This window comes from Paenibacillus cremeus, assembly GCF_007786445.1.
Classification (GTDB): Bacteria; Bacillota; Bacilli; order Paenibacillales; family NBRC-103111; genus Paenibacillus_G; species Paenibacillus_G cremeus.
The window spans coordinates 14,916-35,840 of the sequence record NZ_VNJI01000038.1 but is presented as its reverse complement, the minus strand read 5'-3'; the positions used below and the strand labels follow the sequence as shown (position 1 = coordinate 35,840).

Here is a 20,925-nt window from a genome sequence, read left to right as displayed (position 1 = left end):
AACGCGAGCTACTTTTTCGCTTTTCGCTCTTGATAAATTTTGTTGACCTCATCCGTCCACTCTTGACCGCCACGCTTGTTGAACTCCTGCACGTATTTGTCGAAGTCGCTGAGCGGGGTTTTGCCGGTGATGAAACGAGCATAATAGTCGGCAGTCAGTCCGCGTAAATCGGCGGAATACTTGAGCTCAGCCTGCGTGTTCATCAGGTCGGCGGCATTTTTAATGACCTTCCAATTAAACGCATCCCGGCGGGACTGTACGGCATACGTTTCCACCTTCAGCAGCGGGGCTTCGTTCTCAAACAACGAGTACCATTGAATCCATTTGCTGTCTTTATCAAACTGCGGTGTCGTGTAAATTTTGCCGTCCTTCTTCTCCCACTGAATGCCTTCGATGCCTGTGTAAGTATTCATTCCACCTTCATCGGAGTTGAAATAGTTCATGAACTTGGCCGCCGCCTCCGGATGCTTCGTATTCCCCAGAACGACGACTCCTCGTGCTACGAGCGGTGTACCGCGCATCCCCGACTCCCCGCGAGGCCCGATCGGAGGAGCAATACGAAGCAGCTGGACGTTCGGATCCGACTTCTTCATCGTTACCTCTTGGTTGGACTCCCAGGTCCACCAGTTGGCAGAGACGCCATACCGGTTTTTCACAAACTTCTCATCCCGCACGGCAGAGGTTTGGGTGAACATCTCCGGATCGATGAGTCCCTCTTGGTACCACTTGGCAAGCACGGTCAAGGCTTCCTTGGCTTCTGGACGCGTCGTTTGCGGAATCAGCTTGCCATTCTGCTCCGTGAAATAGACGCTTGCCTTCGTCGGCGTCACCCATGGAGCGTCGCCGGCCACCACCCCGAACGCACCGAAGATGCCGTCGAGCGAATCGAGTCCCAGCCCGCTAAAACCGTACGTATCCTTTACGCCGTTGCCGTCGGGATCCTTCTCGGTAAACGCGACCAGCACGTTGTGCAGCTCATCCAGCGTTTTTGGCACCTGCAGGTTCAGCTTTTTTAGCCAGTCGCCCCGCATGACGAAATTATAGCGATATGGGCTGGTCCAGATCGGAATGGCCCACAGCTTGCCGTCCACCGTAAAATAGTCCAGCGCTTCCTTGGGAACCGACTTCTCCACATCCGGCATCAGCTTCAGGTACGGCTTCAAATCCAGCAGCGCGCCCTGCTTCGCATAATCAAAGACCGCCTGGCTCGTAGGCATCACCGCGACGTCCGGCTTATCGTTGGACGCCAGAATGACCGGCACTTGATCCGCGTAGTTGGCGGATGGCGGCGAAACCATGTCAAACTTCACGCCCGAGCCTTTCTCTATCGCGTCTTTAATCGGATTGCCGTCCGGCGCCTTCTCGAAGCCGCCCTTGGTATAGAGCAGCTTGATAGGCCCGGTGTCATTGGCACCGTTTGCCGCAGGCGGGGGTGGATCGTTCTTGCTGCATGCGGTGACCACGGACAGAAGCAGTGCTGCGGACAAGCCTAAGCTGATTTTCTGCTTTCCATTCATTTGACCATAACCTCCCATAAGTTTGATCATCTATTACAAACCTGCCATGGGGCGGGGTTTGCCGGTGGGTGGCGAAAGCGGATTAGCCCTTGATGGAGCCGACCATCATGCCCTGCACAAAGTACCGCTGCAAAAACGGATAGACGCACATAATCGGCAGAACAGCGACCACAATGGTCGTATTGATAAGCACCGAGCTGGGCGGCCGGATATCCGTAAGCGAACCGCCGAGGGCGAGATCGCCGATATCGTTTTTGACCAAAATGTCCCTGAGAATGAGCTGCAGCGGCCACAGCTTCCGGTCGGTGATGTAGAGCACCGCGTCGAAAAACGCATTCCAGTGAAACACCGCATAAAACAAGCTGATGGTAGCCAGGGACGGCAGCGAGACCGGCAGCATAATTTTGAGCAGCGTGGTCATTTCGGAAGCGCCGTCGATCACCGCAGATTCTTCCAGTTCAACCGGGATCGTCTGGAAAAAGGTGCGCATAATGATCAAGTTGTATACGCTAAGCGCGCTGGGAATAATGAGCGCCCAGAAAGTGTTGGTGAGATGCAGGCCATTGACTACCAGGAAGGTAGGAATCATCCCGCCGGAAAACAGCATCGTGAAGAAAAAGATCGACATTACGCCGCCTCGCCCTGGTAGAAACTTTTTGGACAGCGGATAGGCCGTCAGCACGGTGAGGGTGAGACTAAGCGCCGTACCTACAATCGTTCGGACGATTGTAATCGTGTAGGCGTCGATGATCCGCGAGCCGCTTCGAAACAGCCACTCGTAGTATTCGAAGGTGAGGCTAGTCGGGATGACGATAAAAGCGCTCGGCTGCTTAATGACATCATCCATCGGCGTGATGGAGCTGAGCAGGACGGCGATGACAGGCAGCAGCGTGACTATGGTAACGACCGTTAACAGCGTAATGTTGACGGCTCCAAACCATCGGTCCGCGTCGAGCACGGACTTTTTGCGCTGCGCTGCAGGCTGCGAAGAGGTTGGCTTCATCATTTTTCCTCCACTTTTTCCAGGAAGTAATAGGTGGTGATGACCATGATGCAGGCGATGACGGATTTGAACATGCCGGCTGCGGCCGAAAGGTGGAATTTGTTCTCGAGCACGCCGATTCGGTACACATACGTATCAATGATATCGCCCACGCCGTACAGCATCGGGTTGTATAAGTTGAACACCTGCTCGAAGCCGACGTTGAGAATGCTCCCCATCCGCAGCAGCAGCATGATCATGATGACCGGCATAATGCTTGGCAGTGAAATTCTCAGCATGCATTGCAGCCGAGTTGCGCCGTCGATTTTGGCCGCCTCGTACATTTCATGGGATACGACCGTTAAAGCAGCCAGATAGATGATGGCGTTCCAGCCCATTTCCTTCCAGATATCGGAGAGCACCAGAATGGTTCGGAAGTAGATTTCATCACTGAAAAAGAAGATCGCCTTCTGCCCTGTCAGCTTGATCAGCTTGTTGATCGGGCCTTGCTCGGTGAGGAAGTTGAACAGCAAACCGGACATGACGATCCAGGACAAAAAGTGAGGCAAGTACAGAATCGTCTGCACGCTCCGCTTAAAGATCAGGAAGCGAACCTCGTTGATCAGAAGCGCCAGCAGGATGGGAACCGGAAAGCCGAAGATGATTTTGTACGCTGCGATAATAAACGTATTTTTCATCGCGGTCAGGAATTGAGGGGCCTTAAACAAGTACACGAAATTATCGAAGCCGACAAACGCGCTCCCCGTCACGCCTTTGAACACCTTATAGTCTTGGAAGGCGATCACCAGTCCGAACATCGGGGCATAATGGAAAATCGCTATATACAGTAGACCGGGAACGAGCATCAAATAGAAATACTTATAGCGGATGACCGTTTTCAGCAGCTTGGCAAAGGCCAAGGCTACTGTCGGATTAGCGGAGCTTCCGGGCAGCGACGCCAGTTTTTCTCTCATACCAGCACCTCACGATTCACGTTTGATAGCTTAATCTTAGCTCCCGTTCAGCGCTGACGTATATACACAGTTTGCTTGCCTCCTTGTGCAATTCTGAAACAAATGTGCAATTCCCGCATCCGGCTTCGGTTCGATAATTGACTATTTCGGCGCCTCCGGCGGCTCGCCTATAATCAGTTTGTATTTGGATTTACAATTCATGGGTATTCCAGGAGGATGAAACGATCATGACCGATTCAAAATGGCCCAAGCTGGACGACGCCACCATGCTGCAGCGACTCGCACATCCGAAAGGCCGGGTCCGCATGGTGCTCGATACCGACACCTTCAACGAAGTGGATGATCAATTTGCGTTAGCCTACTCCTTGCTGTCCCCGGAGAAGCTGGAGCTTCTGGCCGTGACGGCGGCGCCCTTCTACAATTGGAACTCGGTCAGTCCGGCCGATGGCATGGAGAAGAGCTACAATGAAATTATGAACATCTTTGGTTTGATGGAGCTGGATCCTGAGCATACACCGCCGGTCTACCGTGGCTCCACGCAGTACATGAGCAGCCCCGGTGAGCCTGTGCCGAGCGAGGCCGCGGATAAAATCATTGAACTGGCGCTGACTTCGCCTGAGCCGGTGTACGTGGTGGCCATCGGCGCGATCACGAATGTCGCCTCGGCGATCGCCAAATGCCCGGAGATCATCCGCAACCTGGTCGTGGTATGGCTCGGACCGAACAGCTACACCTGGCCTACGCAAAAAATATTCAACGTCTCGCAGGACTACCATGCCTCCTCGCTCATTTTCGACTGCGGTGTTCCGCTCGTTATACTGCCGTGTCATGGGGTAGCGTCCCATCTGTTGACCACGCCGTATGAGATTGATGCGTGCCTGCGCGGGCGCAATCGGCTCGGCACTTACTTCAGCGACATGATTCGCGGTCGGTTCGCGCGATTCGGCCAGAACCGTCCGGGCTGGTCCAAGGTGCTGTGGGATGTGTCCGCCATTGCTTGGCTGATCAGCGAAAATTGGGTGCCTTCTTCGGTGCGCAGAGCCCCGATTCTCAATCCAGGGTTCACGTATTCGTTCGACGACTCGCGCCATTTCTATAAAGAAGCGATCGACATTGATCGAAGCGAGGTGTACATCGACCTGTTCGCCAAGCTTCAGCACGCGTCGCTATCGCCCGAGGAGGCGAAGCACGATCAAAAAGCCGAACATTCATGATGTAGCCCAGCGCGCCAATGTAACGACTTCGACGGTCTCCCGCGTAATGAACGACTCCAGCCTCGTCAAGCCGAGAACCAGGCAGCGGGTGCTGGATGCCGTCCAAAGCCTTGGGTATATCCCGAATAAAACGGCGCGCGTCTTCAAGTCCGGGCGAAGCCATATTCTGGGGCTCGTCATCAGCACGCAGCATATTAGTGAGCTCGCTTTTAACGCGGGCTTCCAGTCCCGCTTCAAGGCGTTGACGGAGAAGGCGCATAGCGAGGGCTACAACATTCTCATCATTACTTCCGCCGATGCCGAGGGCCGTTCCTACTTTGAAGTGATTAAGGACCAGGTAGCGGACGGCTTCATTATCTTGAGTCCATCGGTGAACGAAGCCTTGACTCCCTTATTGGAGGAGGCGGGCATTCCTTACGTGTATAACATGAAATATTCGAACCGGCCGGAAGACTGTTACTACGTGTCCTCCGATGATGTTGAGGGGGGCTACATTGCAGCCAAGTATTTGCTGGATTTGAATCACACCGAAATTCGTTTTATTGTGGGGATTGTAAAAGGGAACTTCATGCCGTTCAATGTGGATCGAATTGTCGGCTTTAAACGGGCCTTGGCCGAATACGGCATCGCTTTTCGCGAGGAAATGATTGTTTCTGTGCCGGGACAGATGGAAGAAAGCTATACCATGTTTCATCACATGTTTCAAACGAGGCGGCCGACCGCTCTGCTGATTTCCAACGAAACTACGACGGTGGCGGCCCTAAATTATTTTCACGATCATGGCATTCGGGTGCCCCAGGACGTTTCGGTGATCGGCTTTGGGCCATCGGAATTTTTCCGCCATTTGCGACCTAATCTAACGAATGTCAGCTATGACATCGCCTGGTCCAGCAACAAGCAGGTCGATCTGCTTCTGCAGCGGATCGAGGGCCAACCGATTACACCGGAACGGCCGAAAAAACCCGAATTGATTATTAGAGACAGTACGGCGCGGAATGTTCAGCACTGATGCCGGGCGCAGCAGCACAAATAGAGGAGATAAGGACTGACTGAAAACTCCGTATGGCATGGGCCGGGGAAGCTTAACTACCGGCTGCTGCATACGGAGTTTTTGGTTTTGGGGCTGGGGTTTATTCGGCATACAGCGCGTCTGGACCGACCATAAGATCACGGAATTGTCCCGGCGTAAGGCCCTCGCTGCGCTTAAAAGCACGGATGAAGCTGTGCACATTGTTGTAGCCCACCTCGCTGCTGATCTGATTAATGGTCCAGTCGTTTAAGGTGAGCAGCTGCTTAGAGCAGGCGATGCGCTTTTCAGTGAGCAGGTTGTAGAACGTGCTGCCCGTATGCTGCTTTAGCAGCCGGTTAATGTACGTGGCCGAGCAGTTCATCCGCTCCGATAGCTGCTCCAAGCCGAAATCGACGTTGAAATGCGCCTCGATGTAGGCTTTGACCTCCCAGACGATGCGATGATTTTTGTCCATGCGCAGCCCCATCATATACCGGCCGATCGTTGCGCACAGGTCTCCAACAAAAGCATGAATCTCTTGCTTGGTCTCCGCCTGCTCGATGCTGGCATGATAGTCTGCATGATGGCTAAGCACATCGCCTAGCGATACTCCCGACTTGTAAACCGTTCGAAGAAGCGCATGAATCAGGTGCAAATACACGCGTCTTGCAGTTACCGTATCGGCCGATGGGACGAAGTCGAGCGTGGCGTCAATGAAGTCCATCGTTTCCTGCAGCCTTCTGGGTGTGCATTTCATCACCGTATGGCACAGCTTCTCCTCCAGCTCGATGACATGAGCATATTCAAGCGACAGATTGGATTCAATGGACTTTTGCTGTGTAACGACGGGTTTGTAACCAAAGTACTTCTTCACTGGTTCAATCATTGGAGCAGGTTGCATGTTCATCATACCCCTCTCTATGATTCAAAAATGGTATCGTTGCCATTTTTCTATACACGTCCTTGTAAGCCCTTCCATAACCATATTATTACTACTTTTGTGGATTGTCAACTCGATTTATTGCCGTTTGTAACGCTAAAAGAAGGTGTTTAAAATTGAAAATATCTGGTATAATGATATCGTTTACATTTTAAGTTTCTTATATTGTTTTAAGGGGTGAGGCAGATCAAAAAGCCCACAATCCGCGACGTCGCCCAAGAAGCGAAGGTAACCACCTCCACCGTATCCCGGGTCTTGAACGAATCTACACTCGTGAAACCGCGCACCAGGCAAAAAGTACTCGATGCCATCGAGCGCCTCGGATATATTCCAAGCAAGACCGCCCGGATCTTCAAATCCGGCAAAAGCTACATCCTAGGCCTCGTCATCGGGCAATCCCATATAAGCAACATCATGTTTAACGCCGGATTTCAAGCTCAATTCAAAGCTTTGACGGAGAAGGCACACAAGGAAGGCTATAATATTTTGCTGATTACAGCGGCCACTGCAGACTCGGAGTCGTATTTCGAGGTGATCAAAAATCAGGTGGCGGACGGCTTCATTATCTTTAGTCCTTCGCAGAACGATACCCTCACCGCCATGCTGGAAGAAGCAGACATTCCTTACGTCTACAACATGAAGTACTCGGACAACCCACAGGACCGCTACTACGTTTCCTCTGACGATGTGGAAGGCGGGTATATTGCGGGCAAATATTTGCTGGATTTGAACCATAAGCACATTCGGTTTGTGGTCGGTAGTGTCAAGGGAGGCTATCTGCCGTTCAACGCGGACCGCATCCGCGGCTTCCAGAAAGCGTTGAAGCAGTATGGCGTCCCGTTTCAGGAAGAGATGATCGTCAAAATTCCCGGCCAAATGGACGAAAGCTACAACGGCATTCACAAGCTGTTCCAGACGGATCGGCCGACGGCACTGATGATTTCCAACGAAATCACGACGGTCGCTGCCCTGAATTACTTCTTCGATCACGGCATCCGCGTGCCGCAGGATCTGTCCGTCATCGGCTTTGGCCCGTCGGAGTTTTTCCGCAGCTTGCGGCCGAACCTGACGAATGTCAGCTACGATCTGGCATGGTCCAGCGCCAAGCTGGTTGACCTGCTGCTGCAGCGGATCGAGGGCAAGCCGGTCACCCCGGAGATGCCAAAAAAGCCGGAGCTCGTCATTCGGGACAGCACGGCCCGGTACAGCGAAGCAGCCCCCAAGCCTTCCTAAATTTGCATTTCCTGCCGCTGCTGTTGAATAATGAAGACGTACCCTATTTCTCAATAAGGCGGTGTTCGCAGTGGCTCCATCCAGCACAGGCATCAAAGCTCTTCAACTGAATTTAGAAGTACGAGGCAATCCCTTTGTTATTCATCCGACCGTACTGTGGGATGATCAAGATGTAATTCTCGTCGACACCGGCATTCCCGGCCAATTGGAGACCATTCGCGACGCGTTTCAAGAGGCACAGGTTCCTTTTGAGAAGCTGACCAAAATCATCATTACCCATCAGGATATGGATCATATCGGCAGCCTACCGGAGCTGGTTCAGGCTTTTGGAGATCAGGTGCAGGTGCTCGCTCATGAGGTCGCCGTGCCGTACTTGGCCGGAGAAGAGCCGCTCGTCAAGAGCAAGAAGCTCGCTCCTCCCGTGAAGGTGGATGTCGTGCTGCATGATGGCGATGTTCTCCCGTATGCGGGGGGCATTCAAGTTGTGTTTACGCCGGGGCACTCGCCGGATCATATTTCGCTGTATCATATCCCGAGCAAAACACTGGTAACCGGGGATGCTCTCACCGCAGACAATGGCGTGCTGCAGTCGTTTAATCCGGTACATACCCCAGATCCAGCCACCGCGCTGCAATCGATTGCCAAATTCCGAGCGTTGGAACTTAACACGGTTATCGCTTTCCATGGCGGTGTCTGTACAGAGAACCTGCAAGAGCGCCTCCAGGCTATTGTCGAAGCTCCGCAAATCAAGAATCAGTAGGCTGTGCGCTGAAAAGATGAATGGCGGACCACGAGCACGCACAAAATCGCCAAAAAGCACCATCGGTTGATGGTGCTTTTTTTGTTCGTTCTTTTCACTGGAAGCAAAATTTATTGATTTTATTCAGTCACCTTCACAAGCGTCATTAGACCGCCCATCTCACCGTGGGCCATCGAAGCCAGCTCGCCGCCGTTCATCGTATGATCTAGAATGTGGCAGTGGAGCATCCAATCGCCCACGTTGTCGGCAGTGAACGCTCGAGCTCCTCAGCCACGCTTCGGAGGGGAACGTACAGCTCGGACAAATCGTTGCTGCGGTAAGCTTGCCCGTCGACAAGCCTGCCGTTGACGGTAATGGCAAGTGCGCCTTCATCCGCTTCTGAGGATGCGCTCGCCCCTTCATGTTTCATGCTAGAAATACCTCCATTAATTTTAGGTAAGAAAAAGAAAGACCGGAAGAGACGGAGCACCGCTCTTCTCGGTCTTTCCCCAAGATGCCTTGTGAATCGCTATTACTTGTTCAAGAAATTCATCAGCGTTGCCGTTGGAAACACAGCTGATTCGTTGTCAACCTTCGCCGGGGATGCCAGCTTCACGTCCTGCCCGTTGACCTTTGCCATGGAATCGCCGAGCTTCACGACCAAGGTATTCGATCCTTTGGTAATCGTGATGCTGCGGTCGGCGTCATTCCAAGCGACCTTCGCACCCTTTACTTCTGCCGTGCTGCGCAGTGGGGACATCGACTGGTCCGTATCCTTCCATGCGAGCATTTGGTCCATGGTCGGAAGTCCGCTCAGGTAGCCTACCGCACCGGAACGCTTTCCATCCCAGTACTTGTCAATCAGCGGGGAAACCTGCGCCTTCAGCGCGTCCGAAAGAATCATTTCATCACCCGGATGCTGGATATTGCTCATGACATAGCGGAAACCGTTATAGTTATCAACGAACTGAAGACCGGTCGCTTCCGCACCTGCAGGGGTTGTCAAGATACGAGACAGCTTTTTCGTGTCAATATTGTAGGCCCAGACGTAGTTGTTAGCATGCATACCGCTGTCTTCGCCGATGAACAGCGTGCGGAGCTCTTCGGAGTAGGAGATGTTATCCGGGTTGCCGATCGCATTGTCGTCGGCCGTATTGCCTTTCCAATCGGCTTTTGCAAGGTCTTTACCTACGACCAAGCCGGACATGGTCGAAGCTGCGTAATCACTGTTGATCGTATTGCCCGCGGAATCCTTCACGCCCCCAGCGAGATCAAGCTGATACACGGCACCGGCTCTAACTTTATTCACGTGAATTTCGTCGATCGGATCGGCATTCTTCGTATCAGCTTCCATGGATTTCTCGACATACGACATCGCGATATAAATCTTCTTGTCCTTCGCGTTGGCCGTAACGCCTTCCATCTTGTTCCACTCGGATGTTGCGCCAAGCATAGCCGCATAACGGCGGGATTCGAGGAAGGATGCCGCTTTTTCCATACCTGGCTTTACTTTCAGCCATTCGATTTTACCGCTTGGGTACGTCTTGATTTTGGTGAAGCCTTCGGTATCTTTATCCGCTGTTTCGAACATGTCGCTGAATTTAAGACCTTTGTTGACATAGTCTTGGATCTCAGCATCCGTTGCATGTCCGAGGCTAATCCACTGCAAGGAGCCGGCACCGCCGTTCGTGTCACTTGTTTGATTGAACTTCGCCGCATACAGTGTTCCCGACGAGAGGTCCTGAGATTTATCAGCTACGTACATGAAGAGCATGGTGTTGCCGCCGTCATCGCCGTAAAACACTGTTTTTTGGTCTGGAGCCACTTTGCCAAGCTCGTGCGAGAAGCGGCCCATCGAGTAGTGCTTTACAACGGAGGTTGTGCCGTCGGCTTTCACTGTTACTTCCGGCAGATAGCCGTATGCGTACGGGTTGCCGGCCATTTTGTCGTCTTGGAAATAGGCTTTCGCGAACGGACTGACGTAAACGCTCGACTTAGTCGGGTCGGCTTCGAATGCGCGTGCGTCCGCCTCATATTCCTCGGAGCCAAGGTGTGTGTTCCAAGGCGTCAGGGAGCCGTTACAGGGAATCCACAGGCCGTCTACACCGGAAAAATCGATTTTCTTCAAATCCGTGGCGACCAGCTCGCCGGTGGTCTTGTTCTGGTCGATCGTCGTCAGGCTCATCGAAGCCGGTACAACACCGTAGGCCGATTTGCCCGCGTTGTTGAGGGTAACATACTCATAATGCGTAACCAGTGACAGCGGATTGCCACCCTTGGAGGTCGGTGCTTGGCCTTCGATTTTCATCAGGGAGTTAGCATCCGGGTCATCCGAAACGAATGGCACGGGTGCGCCCGACACGCTCGTATCGACAATCGGGTTGCCCTTCACGTCGACGGATACTCCGGCAATCATGCTGCCGACTTTGTCAGTCGATTTGAACAGCATTTTGTATTGCAGCGGGAAGGAGCGGACCGATCCGTCTGTATACGTAACTTGGAGCGAAGCGGTTGTATAAAGCTTAGCCATTTCATCAGGAGTAGATGGAGCCGGCATGCCGATGAACTCGACGGATTTGACTTGAACGCTTTCTGCCGCTGATGCCATGGTTGGGAATACGGTGGGAGCCAGAAGTGTAAGGCCGAGAACGGGAACGAGCGCTTTGCGGATAAATTTATTTTTTTTCACGTGTGCACTACCTTTCCTATGTATGAATAATCTCTCTTCATAAAGAATAGGACATGGATGTAAACCGAATGTAAAAAGAAGGGTAAATTTTAATCAATTCAAAATGAATCTTTTGTAAAGCCGTATTTAGCGAAAAAAAAATCCCGCCGAATGGTTCTACACCACTCTGGCGGGATTGAATTAACATCTGACATGTTTACGCTTGAAGCCAAGCTGCCCTTTATCTACGGCCTTTTGAATATGGTCGGAAGCGTTCAGGAAGCTGCTTTTTTTCTTGTCTCGTTTGACTTCTACTGGCCCGACGGCCTTTGCGGTCTCGACGGCCTGATCATGCAGCGGTGAATAGGATACCGCAACCGTATAAATAAAGTTGTTCATGGCGTATTTAGCTCGTTCGGGGGCATCGTGAATCGTCTTTTCTACATGGTCCAGCATCGTACTTAGTTTGCTCTCGGAAAACTCACGGTCCGGGCGATTGCCGAGCAGCCAGCAGTAACAGCTCCATCCCGCTGACATTCGCAGCTCCTCGCCGCTTGCGATCCATTTGTCGGCAACTTGCTGTGCGATATCGGCTTCGGCCAAGGTGACTGCAACCACATAATCGGACAGCATATAAAAATAAGCCCCGGCGATCCAACGCTCAAAATCCGCTTCCGTCATCGCTTTAGGGTCGGCAATGATCCCGGCGAAGTACATAGCATCATAGTTCCCTGTGCTGTAAAGCTGTTCAGCTAAGGGCTGATTGATTTTGATTAGCTTGGCCATCGGCTTCATCTCTCCGGTAGCGACACCAAAAAGCGGTTCATGCGCACCATTGGATATGTAAATTTTCTTGGTACGCTCCTTGCCTAGTGATTCAAGCTCCTGCATCACCGTTTCTAAATTCATCGTCATGGTTCTACCCCCTTTACACCATAAATCGGTAGCCTGATCCCCATACCGTTCCAATATACTGAGGCTTGGAGGGATTTTCCTCAATCTTCTCCCGGATTCTTGCGATATGCACCGTGACCGTAGAAGCATCACTGATCGCATCCATCCCCCAGATCCGTTCGAACAGCTCTTCCTTCCCAAATACCCGGTTAGCATTTTGGAGCAAAAATAACAGCAGGTCGAATTCCTTCTGAGCGAGCATGACCTCGTTCCCATTAACGAACACACGACGGGAGTCCTTCTGAAGCTCGAGCCCTCGGACGATTAGCCGGCTTCCCTCATTCTGGCCGAAGCGCTCCTTCATCCGCTCGAACTTTTTCAAATGCGCACTGACCCGGGCTACCAGCTCTCCGGAGCTGAACGGCTTGGTGATGTAATCGTCCGCACCGAGCCCAAGTCCGTTGATCTTATATATCTCCTCCGCCCTGGCAGAGACCAGCAGCACAGGGATGTCAGCCCGCTCGCGGATCGTTCGGAGCACTTCAAACCCGTCGATATCCGGCAGCATAATGTCCAGCAGCACCAGATCCATCTCGTCATTCCTCAGCACCTTGAGCGCCTCGGAGCCGCTGTTTACGATCTTCACCGAATACTGACTCAGCTCGAGGTAATCCTTTTGGAGATGGGCAATACTGGGGTCATCCTCAACAATCAATATCTTTTTCATACCGGCCTCCAACCTTCTATAACTTCTTCAGAGAGATCATGAACCGGGTTCCTTCTTGAACCACGCTTGTAGCCCATATTTTCCCGTCGTGCCCCTCCACAATTTGCTTCGCAATGGCAAGTCCCAAGCCGCTCCCTCCGGCATTGCTTCTAGAAGGATCCCCTCGATAAAAGCGCTCGAAAATGTGGGGCAGGTGGACCTCCGGAATGCCGGCTCCATTGTCCCTAATCTCGATGATCGCCGAAGTCGGCGTCTCTCTAACAATGACGGACACCCTTCCGTCCGCCTTGTCCATATAGCTCTTCGCATTGACTAGGATGTTTTGGAGCACTCTCCACAGCCTCTCGCGGTCGATTAGGACGGATACGGGCCCCTTCAATTCATTCCTAAACTCTAAGGCTAGACGAGCTTGTTTATATTCATATTGGTAATCCGCCACACCATCTTCCACATAGCGGGCCAGATCGATTTTTTCAAAGTGATAGGGGAGCTGGTTCAAATCCAGCTTCGAATATAAGAGCAGATCATCGATCATTGCATTCACCAGAACCGCCTTAGTGCGGGCTGTTTCCAAGTAGGCTTCCATTTTCTCCGGTGTACTGGCGATGCCATCGATGATGCCTTGAATGTAGCCGATAATCGAAGTCACAGGTGTTTTCAAATCATGCGAAATGCTCGATACTAAAAACTTGCGGTTATCATCATATTTTTGCTGCAAATAAATCGATTCCTTCAGCTTGATCCGCATCAGCTCCAGCGTTCGGCTGAGCTCCCGGACCCCGCCCTCGCCTTCCTCCGCGATTTCCCAGCTTAAATCGCCTTCACTGATTCGTACCGCAGCGTCCTTTAGTCTGGACACCGGCGAAATAATGCCCTGCGAGATGCGGTATGAAACCCAAAAGTTCATGAGAAGGAACACAAGGATAAAAAAGCCGAACGTAAATAAGCCAAGCACCAAATAGAAGCTGGTCTGCAGCTTCACAGGCGCAAACAGCAGCAGCACTCCCTGATCCCCGGAAGGAAGCTTGTACTCCGCCCGGGCGTAAATGTAGGTTTTGCCATCCAGCTCGAGCGTATCTTGATTCGTCGTACCGCCGGACAGCAGAAGGCCTTTTTCAATATCGATCGGGTTCCATTGGTTAGTGGAGTAAAGCACGTCCCTGTTTTTGAGAAGGATCGCAGTCGCACCCCATGGCTTTAAGCGGTCTTGCAGCTCCTGCTGCGCGTTCTTATTCATCAAACGTTCAAATCCGTCGGCCAGCGCCTCCTGCTTGATTTCACTGATGGCAGCTCGGACCTCGAATGCATTTTTCATGTCACGGAAATACGCTTCACGGCCAAACAGCTTTGTATAAGCCGCTACAAAAATCATTACAGCCAGAGCCGTGAGTGCTATGGAAAGCAGTACAGCCAGTGCATTCATCAGGAAAAAGCGTTTCGTTAAATGCATGGCAGCTCCCTTCTAAATGTCCTTTCTGTCAAACAGATAATATCCAGCCGTAAAGAACATTATACCACAGCCGAGCATGATCATGATTTGCCTTACGATTTTGAGCACATTGACCGATTCGGCAATCCAAAGCGTATACCAGTCAAACATCGACGTGATAAAAAAGCTAGAGTACGAAGAGAAGAAAATGCCCAGGAAAGTAAAGCCAGCGAAAAGGATAACGGATAGAAAAAATACAGCCAAGCCGCTCTGAATCCCGTTGGACAACAGCACCACGAGCAGCGTAAACACGAACACGGGAAGAAACGTTGAAACATACGACAAAATGACGTGCAGCACACCAAGCCAGCTTGCAGACGCGGGATTGAAGATCAATCCGACCAGCAAGGACAGCAGCATGACGAATAGTAAATTAGCAAAAATAAATAAAGCGATATTCGCTACCTTCGCGCTGAAGACTCCCAGCCTGGAGACTGGTCTCAGCAGCGTAATTTTCATCGTATTGGACGAAAACTCGCCATTAAACATATCAATTGCCACAAAGACAGCAAACAACGGCAAGATCGAATAGCTAAAAATTGACAACACGACGATCGGAAATTCAGTGCTCCCGACCACCCGCAATCCAAGCCCATGCTTAATTACCGTCACGGCGATTTGACCGATCACGACGGCGAGGATGGACAATACGGCAGCAAAAATGATTTTTTTCTTCTTCAAAAGCTTGACAGCTTCAATCCAAAAAGCAGCCTTAAACCCTTCCATTCCTGTCCACCTCACTGACAAAATAATTTTCGAGCGAAGAGTAATTGGAAAGAATGTTTCGGGTATAGTCCACATTGACAAGCTTTCCTCCGTACACGACCCCAATTCTCGTGCAGGTCAATTCCACATCATGAATCAAATGGCTCGAAATGAAAAATGTCGTGCCTTCCTGCTCGGCAAGCTGTTTAATCAGCTTTCTCATCTCCAGCATCCCCTCGACGTCCAATCCGTTTAAGGGCTCGTCCCAAATGAGCAGCTTTGGGTTCGACAGAATCGACGCTGCCACTCCCAGCCGCTGCTTCATCCCAAGCGAAAACTTCTTCGACTTCTCATGCTTATATTTCAGCAATCCGGTAATTTCCAGACACTGATCAATTCTCCGCTGGTCCACTTCTGGATAATAGTTGGCAAACAGCTTCAGGTTCTCGTTCGCCGTTAAATAAGGAAACGATTCCGCCGTCTCAATAAGGCAGCCGACATGCTTCATGGCATCGACATACTGCTCTGTTACACTCGCGCCAAATAGCTTGACATCGCCGCGATCCGGCCTTAGCAGCCCGGCCATCATCTTCATCGCCGTGGTCTTGCCAGCCCCGTTCGGCCCTAGGAAGCCGAAGATGTCGCCTTGATCGACCTCCAGATTCAAATCCTCGATCCCACGGCCGTTTTTATATACCTTGGTCAGGCCGGTGATCTCTATTGCTTTCGTCATGGATGGTAACCTTCCTTAATTAGAATCGGGAAACCGCTCTCGCGGTCTCCCTTGGGCCCTTACTCTGCAAATACGCGGTTGAATTCCCCATCGAAGTTCGGCTTCGAATTGCTTCTATAAGAATTGTTATCCATCATCTGAAGGTTCAGATCGAGGTACATACGTCCTAAGCCGCCCTGATTGAGCCGCCCGTTCAGCTTCTCACCCTTGGCATTGGTATAAGTGAACGTAGAGAGCGACTGCGAATTGTTGTCCGTGTATTCGAAGGTGAATTGATCTCGATCCGGATAATCCGCTTCGAAGCCTGGTTTCACCGTTTCGGCATAGCTGCCGGTAATCTTACCGTTGTCCACACTTGTAATGACAAGCGTTCTCTCGCCGATTTTCACGATTTTCCCATTCTTCTCTTCAATAATGTCATTTTTATAGGTACCTACATTTTTACTGCTAAATCCGTTAGTCGTCTTGACTACCTTCTCGGACTTGGCATTCGACAGATCCGGCTGCATAACCTTCGTCGTTCCGATATCGGACAGCTTCAGCACGACTTTCAGCGTCAAATCGTGCTCTGCTCCCGATTTATCTTTCCCTGTCAACGTCACGTCTCCCGTAACATTTTCCAGTATCCCCGCTTTGGTTTCAACTGCGGTCCCTGTCACCTTTTTCACGAAAATATCGCTGGTAATCTCCGGCAGGTTGGTATTTCTCTCGCTCCGGAGCTGGTCATTGATCATCTGCTTAATACCAAAGGAGGAAACGGCATTCACGACTGCCGGAACCTGAGCCGCGGACAAGCTTCCCGAGTAAGATTTGCTGCCATCCGGTTTTTCCTCTGCTTGCACATAATCCTTCAGATTGCCGACTACTGCGTCCACAATCTTCTCCACTTCCGCTGCTCCGCTCTTGTCAAACGGATTTTGGAAAGCCGCCATGCCCGTTCGGCCAACATCGTTCGGATATTCCGAAACATAGTAAATGTCGTCTCTGCCACTCTTGTAGATCGACATTTTAGGATCGGAATAAGTATACCGAGATGTCGTCACCCCGTTCGAATTTTGATCGCTTGACGTTTCTTCGGAGGCTTTCTTGATTGTGTCAATCTTCTGGATGCTGGTCGCCTGCTGCAGCACCTGGTTGTTGTCCTTCAGCGAGAACAGCGCTTCGAGGGTGTAATTATTTAATCCGGTTTCCATCTGAGCCGCCGTCGTTTTCGCCGAGCTCTTCAATTGGTCATAGCCCGATCCCAGAAGCGTGTCAGCAAAAGCCGTTGATACGAACAGGCAAGCTCCGATCGTGAATGAGAGGGTAGTGATGGTTTTTTTACTCCATTTCATTTCTGTTTCTCCTTCTCCTTTGATGGTCTGTTTGGAGGCGCGTCTCCTTACTTTTTATTATAAAACGAGCCTATTGAATCCATCTAAATGAACTATTAACAAAGTATAAACTCTTGGGGAGGGGGGAGGAATCTTCATTGACAACAAATAAAAGCCACCCACAGCAGTTCGTGCCGCAGGCAGCTCATAGGAAGTCATCCGCTTGTGACTCCACTCAGGCGCTCCGTTATAATTCATCAAACCTTTTCATTTTACTTAATCGATTACAAATTAAATAAATGACAATAAAAATGGGAAACGACCACCACAAGTGCCACTTGACCATTCTATAAAATCCTAACCAAAGGAAAAGGGGTTCAGCTATGAAAGCGCTAGCCACTGCAAAAATGACCGCTTTCATTAAAGCCGAAGCATGAGGCTTGATCTGTAATAAAAACATGATGAACACAGGGATCAAACAGAAATCCCATGGAACATAACTAGGGATCGTAGGGATGGCCAACCCAGAATAATACCATAATCCCAATTCTACGCCGATAAAATCAAACCATGATGATATGATTAAAGCAAAAAATCCGACGAACAGAAGACGTCCTGTGCTTTCTTTTTTTCTGTATCGTACCCATAGGATCCAAGGAACGATGGCGAAGGACCACGACAACCAAAAGTCCCAGTGGAATAAGGTGTTTGTGGTCCAATAATGAATGTATTCTTTCGTGGTTTCAGCAATTTCCTCAAAAAATGTCCCTACTTTTTTTACTTTCTCTGGATCTTGAATAGGTATCATTTCGCTAAGCTCCTAATACAAATATGGCTTAGGTTTTCCAGTTATTTTTTCAATCATTCTAGGAGATCTCGAATATTTCCAATCAGGCATGGAATATTATGTTCGAGGTGATGTACTAACATGACGACCGTATTTGAATCCGTAAAAGAAATATTTAGTCAACTGGTGGATGATGAACCTGAACCACCAATCAATGTCGGCGAAGTGATGGACCTATGGAAATATATTCTTTTTATTGATGAGGCCAAAGTGCTTGAGCAAATCGCTAGAAATACAACAACGGATACGGAATTATTAAATCTGATCGAAGACGCCATACAAATTTGTAATTCCCAAACCAAGCGAATTAAACAGTTAATGGAAGAATTAGGGGTACCTATTCCAGCTTTACCCGAAGATAAACCCAAATCAGAATCGAGCTCTATCCCCATGGGAGTAAAATTGACGGATAACGAGATCGCTGTGATGCTCGCTGCAAAACTACTGCAATCCACAAAGGAATGCAGCCGGAGTATGATGGAAGCGATTCGGTTTGACCTGGGGCTGATGTGGGCCAATTTTTTTTACGAACAGTCAAAGCTAGGGGCGGTATTAAAAAGTAAAATGCGAAAGCGGGGATGGATCAAATACCCTCCAGCCTACCATCCCCCTGGAATGCCTGATCAATAAAGGGGATTAATGCCAACAGACAGGTCCTGCGCGCGGACTGAACCCCTTTGTCAGGGGGGATCTCCCCAGCCTCCAGCCTAGGCTCAAAAATAAAAGCATCGACCCTTATTGGTCGATGCTTTTATTTTATGGAGCCTAGGGGGATCGAACCCCTGACCTCATCGCTGCCAGTGACCATGCACAGTTATTTTTGGTTATTTGAAAGACACGGAAGTTATCTCTACTAAGGGGTGTAACTATTTTGAATGATCTCTAGTTATCTATAAATCACCCTAATTATTGCTGTTATATTACCGGATTGGTACCGTGATTTTACCGTCCATAGATTATTATGACCAGTTAATCAACCAATATACTCACATAAAATATTTTGCCGTTAACGTCGTTTTGCAGATGCCGATCTATGTGCCGGTAGCTTCATCCGAACCAGGATCAGCGCCTTGTGTTACGTTTCGAACTCCTTCTGTTTCGTAAGAGAAACAAGAAAACGCTACCCTAGGGTTATCAATCAGTTTAAACACCAAAAGAGACGCGCTTGTTCACGCGGCTCTTGGCGGAGGCTTGATGTTTACCTTGGAACGAATGCTTTTTGCCATTGCCTCAGCTTCGTCAAGGGTCTTTGCTTTGCCTAAAGTGATTAAGGTTCCAGCAGCCACCGCGCCGGTTCGACCACTGCCGCCGCCGCAATGAAAGCCAACTTTCTTACCGCTTTTGTACGCCTCGATCACATGGCTAATCGCCTGCTGGAACAGTTCGTATTGTGGACCTTCAGCATTGTCTCCCAGGGGGACTTTGATCCATTCCACCTTCGTGGTTGGATCTGCGCATTCCGTCGCTTCGCCGCGCAGATCGACAATGACCTCTACGACTTCGTTTTTCACCATGTCTGTAACGTCCGCGGCGCCGCGAAGAAGATCTTATCATCAATAAGATGGTTATCTGTAACCCCTCGCCGCATTCTTTAAAAGAAAAATGCTGCTCATTGTGGCAGCATTTTCGTTAATTCAAACAACGTCGGAAATCATCGCGCATTTTCTACCACTTGCTATAATCATCTCGTCCATTTAACCCGGACGCGTCACCTCTTTATGAACTCAGCAGGCATAATTAATTCCCGACCTGGTCTTTCAAAATACTGAATTATTAGTGAGTGCAGCCTGTTAGTCAAAGATTGCAAATACGGGTGACGGAAATCCATATCTTGTTCTGCGGAGAGGAAGACAATTTTCTTTTTCAATTGGTCAATCTCATTTTTAAAATTCATCACTTCGTCCAAAGTTCACAATTCCCTTCGAAGCAGTACTCCATTGTATTATCGCAAATTGTTTTAGAAGAGTGTAAATCCTAAACAAACATTTAGGAGAACCTTCATTTTCGCATTTTCAGAAAGTAGTACGCCAAGAGCGCAAAAAAATACAGTGGGACGGCGACGATCCCTGCAGCCAACATGTACACAACCCCTGTCAATAGGGTTTCTTGCTGGTAGTCGAGTACCATGAATCCGGCAACCACGATGAAAAACCATATCGCAGAAGCCACCAAGCCGAATTTATAGAGTGATTTCACGATGTCATTGCCCTTTCGTCCGTCACACCGACTCAGGGAAGATGAACTCCACAAAACTCGGTGTTCGAAGAAGCCCTCCCTTTGTAAAGCACTGGAATTTCACCTGACACTGAATGCGCGCGTCCAGGTAAAGCCAGTGCTTATCCTCGGAGCGGACCAACTGCTGGGCGACCCGGTAAAACGCCGCGCGTTCCTTTGGAGGGACCAGTTCACAAACGCCGGCATAGCTGCCGTCGGTGTTCTGAAGCAGCCAGGCGAACTCGGTTTTGCGGATCCCCGCAATCGAGACGACGGTGTACTGGTAGTTCTTCACCTTGATCCAGTCCGGCGACCGGTGGTCGAGCGTGTACCGGCTGCCTTTCAATTTGCTGACGATCCCTTCAAGCCCCAATCGCTTGACCGCTTCAAACAACCCTTCGCCATCTTCAGTGCTTTGAACGGTAGACATCAGCTCCGTTGGCTCTGTGAGCAGTTCCTGCAGTGCCTCTAGGCGCTTCTCGATCGGCTCGTGCATGAACTCTTGCCGCCGAGCATCAGCAGGTCGAACGCGGCGAAATGGACCGGCTGACGGCGCTGTCCGCGCCGGGACTTCAGACGACTCATTACGTCCTCTTGTCCAGTCTGCGGTGGGCGTATTTTTTATTTTTGAACCTACATAACCTCATTAATTCTTGATTTCACTAAGGGAAATCCAGTTAGTTAGCATTGCCCTTTTTTTATAAAGAAGGCGGAATTGAATTTCGAC

At 50.3% G+C, this 20,925-nt stretch carries 22 protein-coding genes; 5 read left to right on the top strand and 17 right to left on the bottom strand.

Annotated elements, in window-relative coordinates; translation table 11 throughout:
• Window positions 1–8: 8 nt before the first annotated feature.
• The 3 genes from FPZ49_RS24230 to FPZ49_RS24220 all read right to left on the bottom strand — a co-directional run bounded on the left by FPZ49_RS24230 (window position 9) and on the right by FPZ49_RS24220 (window position 3,473).
• Window positions 9–1,517 carry an extracellular solute-binding protein gene (locus tag FPZ49_RS24230; protein WP_186446049.1) on the bottom strand — a complete coding sequence of 503 codons (1,509 nt, stop codon included), beginning with the start codon at window positions 1,515–1,517 and terminating at the stop codon, window positions 9–11.
• Between the two features lie 82 nt (window positions 1,518–1,599).
• Window positions 1,600–2,523 carry a carbohydrate ABC transporter permease gene (locus FPZ49_RS24225; RefSeq protein ID WP_261381578.1) on the bottom strand — a complete coding sequence of 308 codons (924 nt, stop codon included), beginning with the start codon at window positions 2,521–2,523 and terminating at the stop codon, window positions 1,600–1,602.
• Window positions 2,520–3,473, bottom strand: a complete 954-nt coding sequence (locus FPZ49_RS24220; protein WP_261381577.1) for an ABC transporter permease — start codon at window positions 3,471–3,473, stop codon at window positions 2,520–2,522. Before FPZ49_RS24220 ends, FPZ49_RS24225 begins: the two co-directional genes overlap by 4 nt.
• Window positions 3,474–3,700: 227 nt before the next feature.
• Here FPZ49_RS24220 and FPZ49_RS24215 point away from each other — a divergent pair, with 227 nt between their 5' ends.
• On the top strand, window positions 3,701–4,687 hold the full coding sequence (locus FPZ49_RS24215; RefSeq protein WP_144851921.1) for a nucleoside hydrolase: 987 nt from the start codon (window positions 3,701–3,703) through the stop codon (window positions 4,685–4,687).
• A complete protein-coding gene (locus tag FPZ49_RS24210) occupies window positions 4,587–5,696 on the top strand; it encodes a LacI family DNA-binding transcriptional regulator (RefSeq protein ID WP_186446048.1) in 1,110 nt (369 codons plus the stop codon). Before FPZ49_RS24215 ends, FPZ49_RS24210 begins: the two co-directional genes overlap by 101 nt.
• A 121-nt stretch (window positions 5,697–5,817) precedes the next feature.
• On the opposite strand, the gene FPZ49_RS24205 is transcribed toward FPZ49_RS24210, so the two are convergent.
• On the bottom strand, window positions 5,818–6,597 hold the full coding sequence (locus FPZ49_RS24205; RefSeq protein ID WP_222429959.1) for a helix-turn-helix transcriptional regulator: 780 nt from the start codon (window positions 6,595–6,597) through the stop codon (window positions 5,818–5,820).
• A 216-nt stretch (window positions 6,598–6,813) separates the two neighbouring features.
• Here FPZ49_RS24205 and FPZ49_RS24200 point away from each other — a divergent pair, with 216 nt between their 5' ends.
• Both FPZ49_RS24200 and FPZ49_RS24195 read left to right on the top strand, forming a co-directional pair.
• Window positions 6,814–7,869, top strand: coding sequence for a LacI family DNA-binding transcriptional regulator (locus FPZ49_RS24200; protein WP_144851915.1), 1,056 nt, complete (start codon window positions 6,814–6,816; stop codon window positions 7,867–7,869).
• Between the two features lie 70 nt (window positions 7,870–7,939).
• Window positions 7,940–8,629: an MBL fold metallo-hydrolase gene (locus FPZ49_RS24195; RefSeq protein WP_144851913.1), complete on the top strand. Its 690-nt coding sequence runs from the start codon at window positions 7,940–7,942 to the stop codon at window positions 8,627–8,629.
• 119 nt (window positions 8,630–8,748) lie between these two features.
• Here the strand turns inward: FPZ49_RS24195 and FPZ49_RS24190 are convergent, their stop codons facing one another.
• The 10 genes from FPZ49_RS24190 to FPZ49_RS24145 all read right to left on the bottom strand — a co-directional run bounded on the left by FPZ49_RS24190 (window position 8,749) and on the right by FPZ49_RS24145 (window position 17,945).
• Entirely contained in the window at window positions 8,749–8,856 is a 108-nt protein-coding gene (locus FPZ49_RS24190; RefSeq protein ID WP_144851911.1) for a hypothetical protein, read from the bottom strand.
• A complete protein-coding gene (locus FPZ49_RS24185) occupies window positions 8,835–9,038 on the bottom strand; it encodes a hypothetical protein (RefSeq protein WP_144851910.1) in 204 nt (67 codons plus the stop codon). Before FPZ49_RS24185 ends, FPZ49_RS24190 begins: the two co-directional genes overlap by 22 nt.
• A gap of 102 nt (window positions 9,039–9,140) precedes the next feature.
• Window positions 9,141–11,297 carry an alkaline phosphatase PhoX gene (locus FPZ49_RS24180; protein ID WP_261381575.1) on the bottom strand — a complete coding sequence of 719 codons (2,157 nt, stop codon included), beginning with the start codon at window positions 11,295–11,297 and terminating at the stop codon, window positions 9,141–9,143.
• A gap of 180 nt (window positions 11,298–11,477) precedes the next feature.
• Window positions 11,478–12,185: a DNA alkylation repair protein gene (locus FPZ49_RS24175; protein WP_144851957.1), complete on the bottom strand. Its 708-nt coding sequence runs from the start codon at window positions 12,183–12,185 to the stop codon at window positions 11,478–11,480.
• A gap of 19 nt (window positions 12,186–12,204) precedes the next feature.
• Window positions 12,205–12,897: a response regulator transcription factor gene (locus FPZ49_RS24170; protein ID WP_144851908.1), complete on the bottom strand. Its 693-nt coding sequence runs from the start codon at window positions 12,895–12,897 to the stop codon at window positions 12,205–12,207.
• Between the two features lie 16 nt (window positions 12,898–12,913).
• Window positions 12,914–14,347 carry a sensor histidine kinase gene (locus tag FPZ49_RS24165; RefSeq protein WP_144851906.1) on the bottom strand — a complete coding sequence of 478 codons (1,434 nt, stop codon included), beginning with the start codon at window positions 14,345–14,347 and terminating at the stop codon, window positions 12,914–12,916.
• Window positions 14,348–14,359: 12 nt separating this feature from the next.
• Window positions 14,360–15,112, bottom strand: a complete 753-nt coding sequence (locus FPZ49_RS24160) for an ABC transporter permease (RefSeq protein WP_144851904.1) — start codon at window positions 15,110–15,112, stop codon at window positions 14,360–14,362.
• On the bottom strand, window positions 15,099–15,824 hold the full coding sequence (locus tag FPZ49_RS24155) for an ABC transporter ATP-binding protein (RefSeq protein WP_144851902.1): 726 nt from the start codon (window positions 15,822–15,824) through the stop codon (window positions 15,099–15,101). The genes FPZ49_RS24160 and FPZ49_RS24155 overlap by 14 nt, the downstream gene beginning before the upstream one ends.
• 59 nt (window positions 15,825–15,883) lie before the next feature.
• Entirely contained in the window at window positions 15,884–17,158 is a 1,275-nt protein-coding gene (locus tag FPZ49_RS24150) for a hypothetical protein (RefSeq protein ID WP_144851900.1), read from the bottom strand.
• A gap of 226 nt (window positions 17,159–17,384) precedes the next feature.
• Window positions 17,385–17,945: a CBO0543 family protein gene (locus FPZ49_RS24145; protein WP_144851898.1), complete on the bottom strand. Its 561-nt coding sequence runs from the start codon at window positions 17,943–17,945 to the stop codon at window positions 17,385–17,387.
• 120 nt (window positions 17,946–18,065) lie between these two features.
• Here FPZ49_RS24145 and FPZ49_RS24140 point away from each other — a divergent pair, with 120 nt between their 5' ends.
• Entirely contained in the window at window positions 18,066–18,614 is a 549-nt protein-coding gene (locus tag FPZ49_RS24140; RefSeq protein ID WP_144851896.1) for a DUF3231 family protein, read from the top strand.
• Between the two features lie 539 nt (window positions 18,615–19,153).
• Here FPZ49_RS24140 and FPZ49_RS24135 read toward each other — a convergent pair.
• The 3 genes from FPZ49_RS24135 to FPZ49_RS24125 all read right to left on the bottom strand — a co-directional run bounded on the left by FPZ49_RS24135 (window position 19,154) and on the right by FPZ49_RS24125 (window position 20,694).
• The gene (locus FPZ49_RS24135; RefSeq protein ID WP_144851894.1) at window positions 19,154–19,498 is read right to left on the bottom strand and encodes a protein-tyrosine phosphatase family protein; all 345 of its coding nucleotides are present in this window, start codon (window positions 19,496–19,498) and stop codon (window positions 19,154–19,156) included.
• A 484-nt stretch (window positions 19,499–19,982) separates the two neighbouring features.
• Window positions 19,983–20,180, bottom strand: coding sequence for a hypothetical protein (locus FPZ49_RS24130; protein ID WP_144851893.1), 198 nt, complete (start codon window positions 20,178–20,180; stop codon window positions 19,983–19,985).
• A 22-nt stretch (window positions 20,181–20,202) separates the two neighbouring features.
• Window positions 20,203–20,694, bottom strand: a complete 492-nt coding sequence (locus FPZ49_RS24125; RefSeq protein WP_144851891.1) for an ATP-dependent DNA ligase — start codon at window positions 20,692–20,694, stop codon at window positions 20,203–20,205.
• Between the last annotated feature and the right edge of the window lie 231 nt (window positions 20,695–20,925).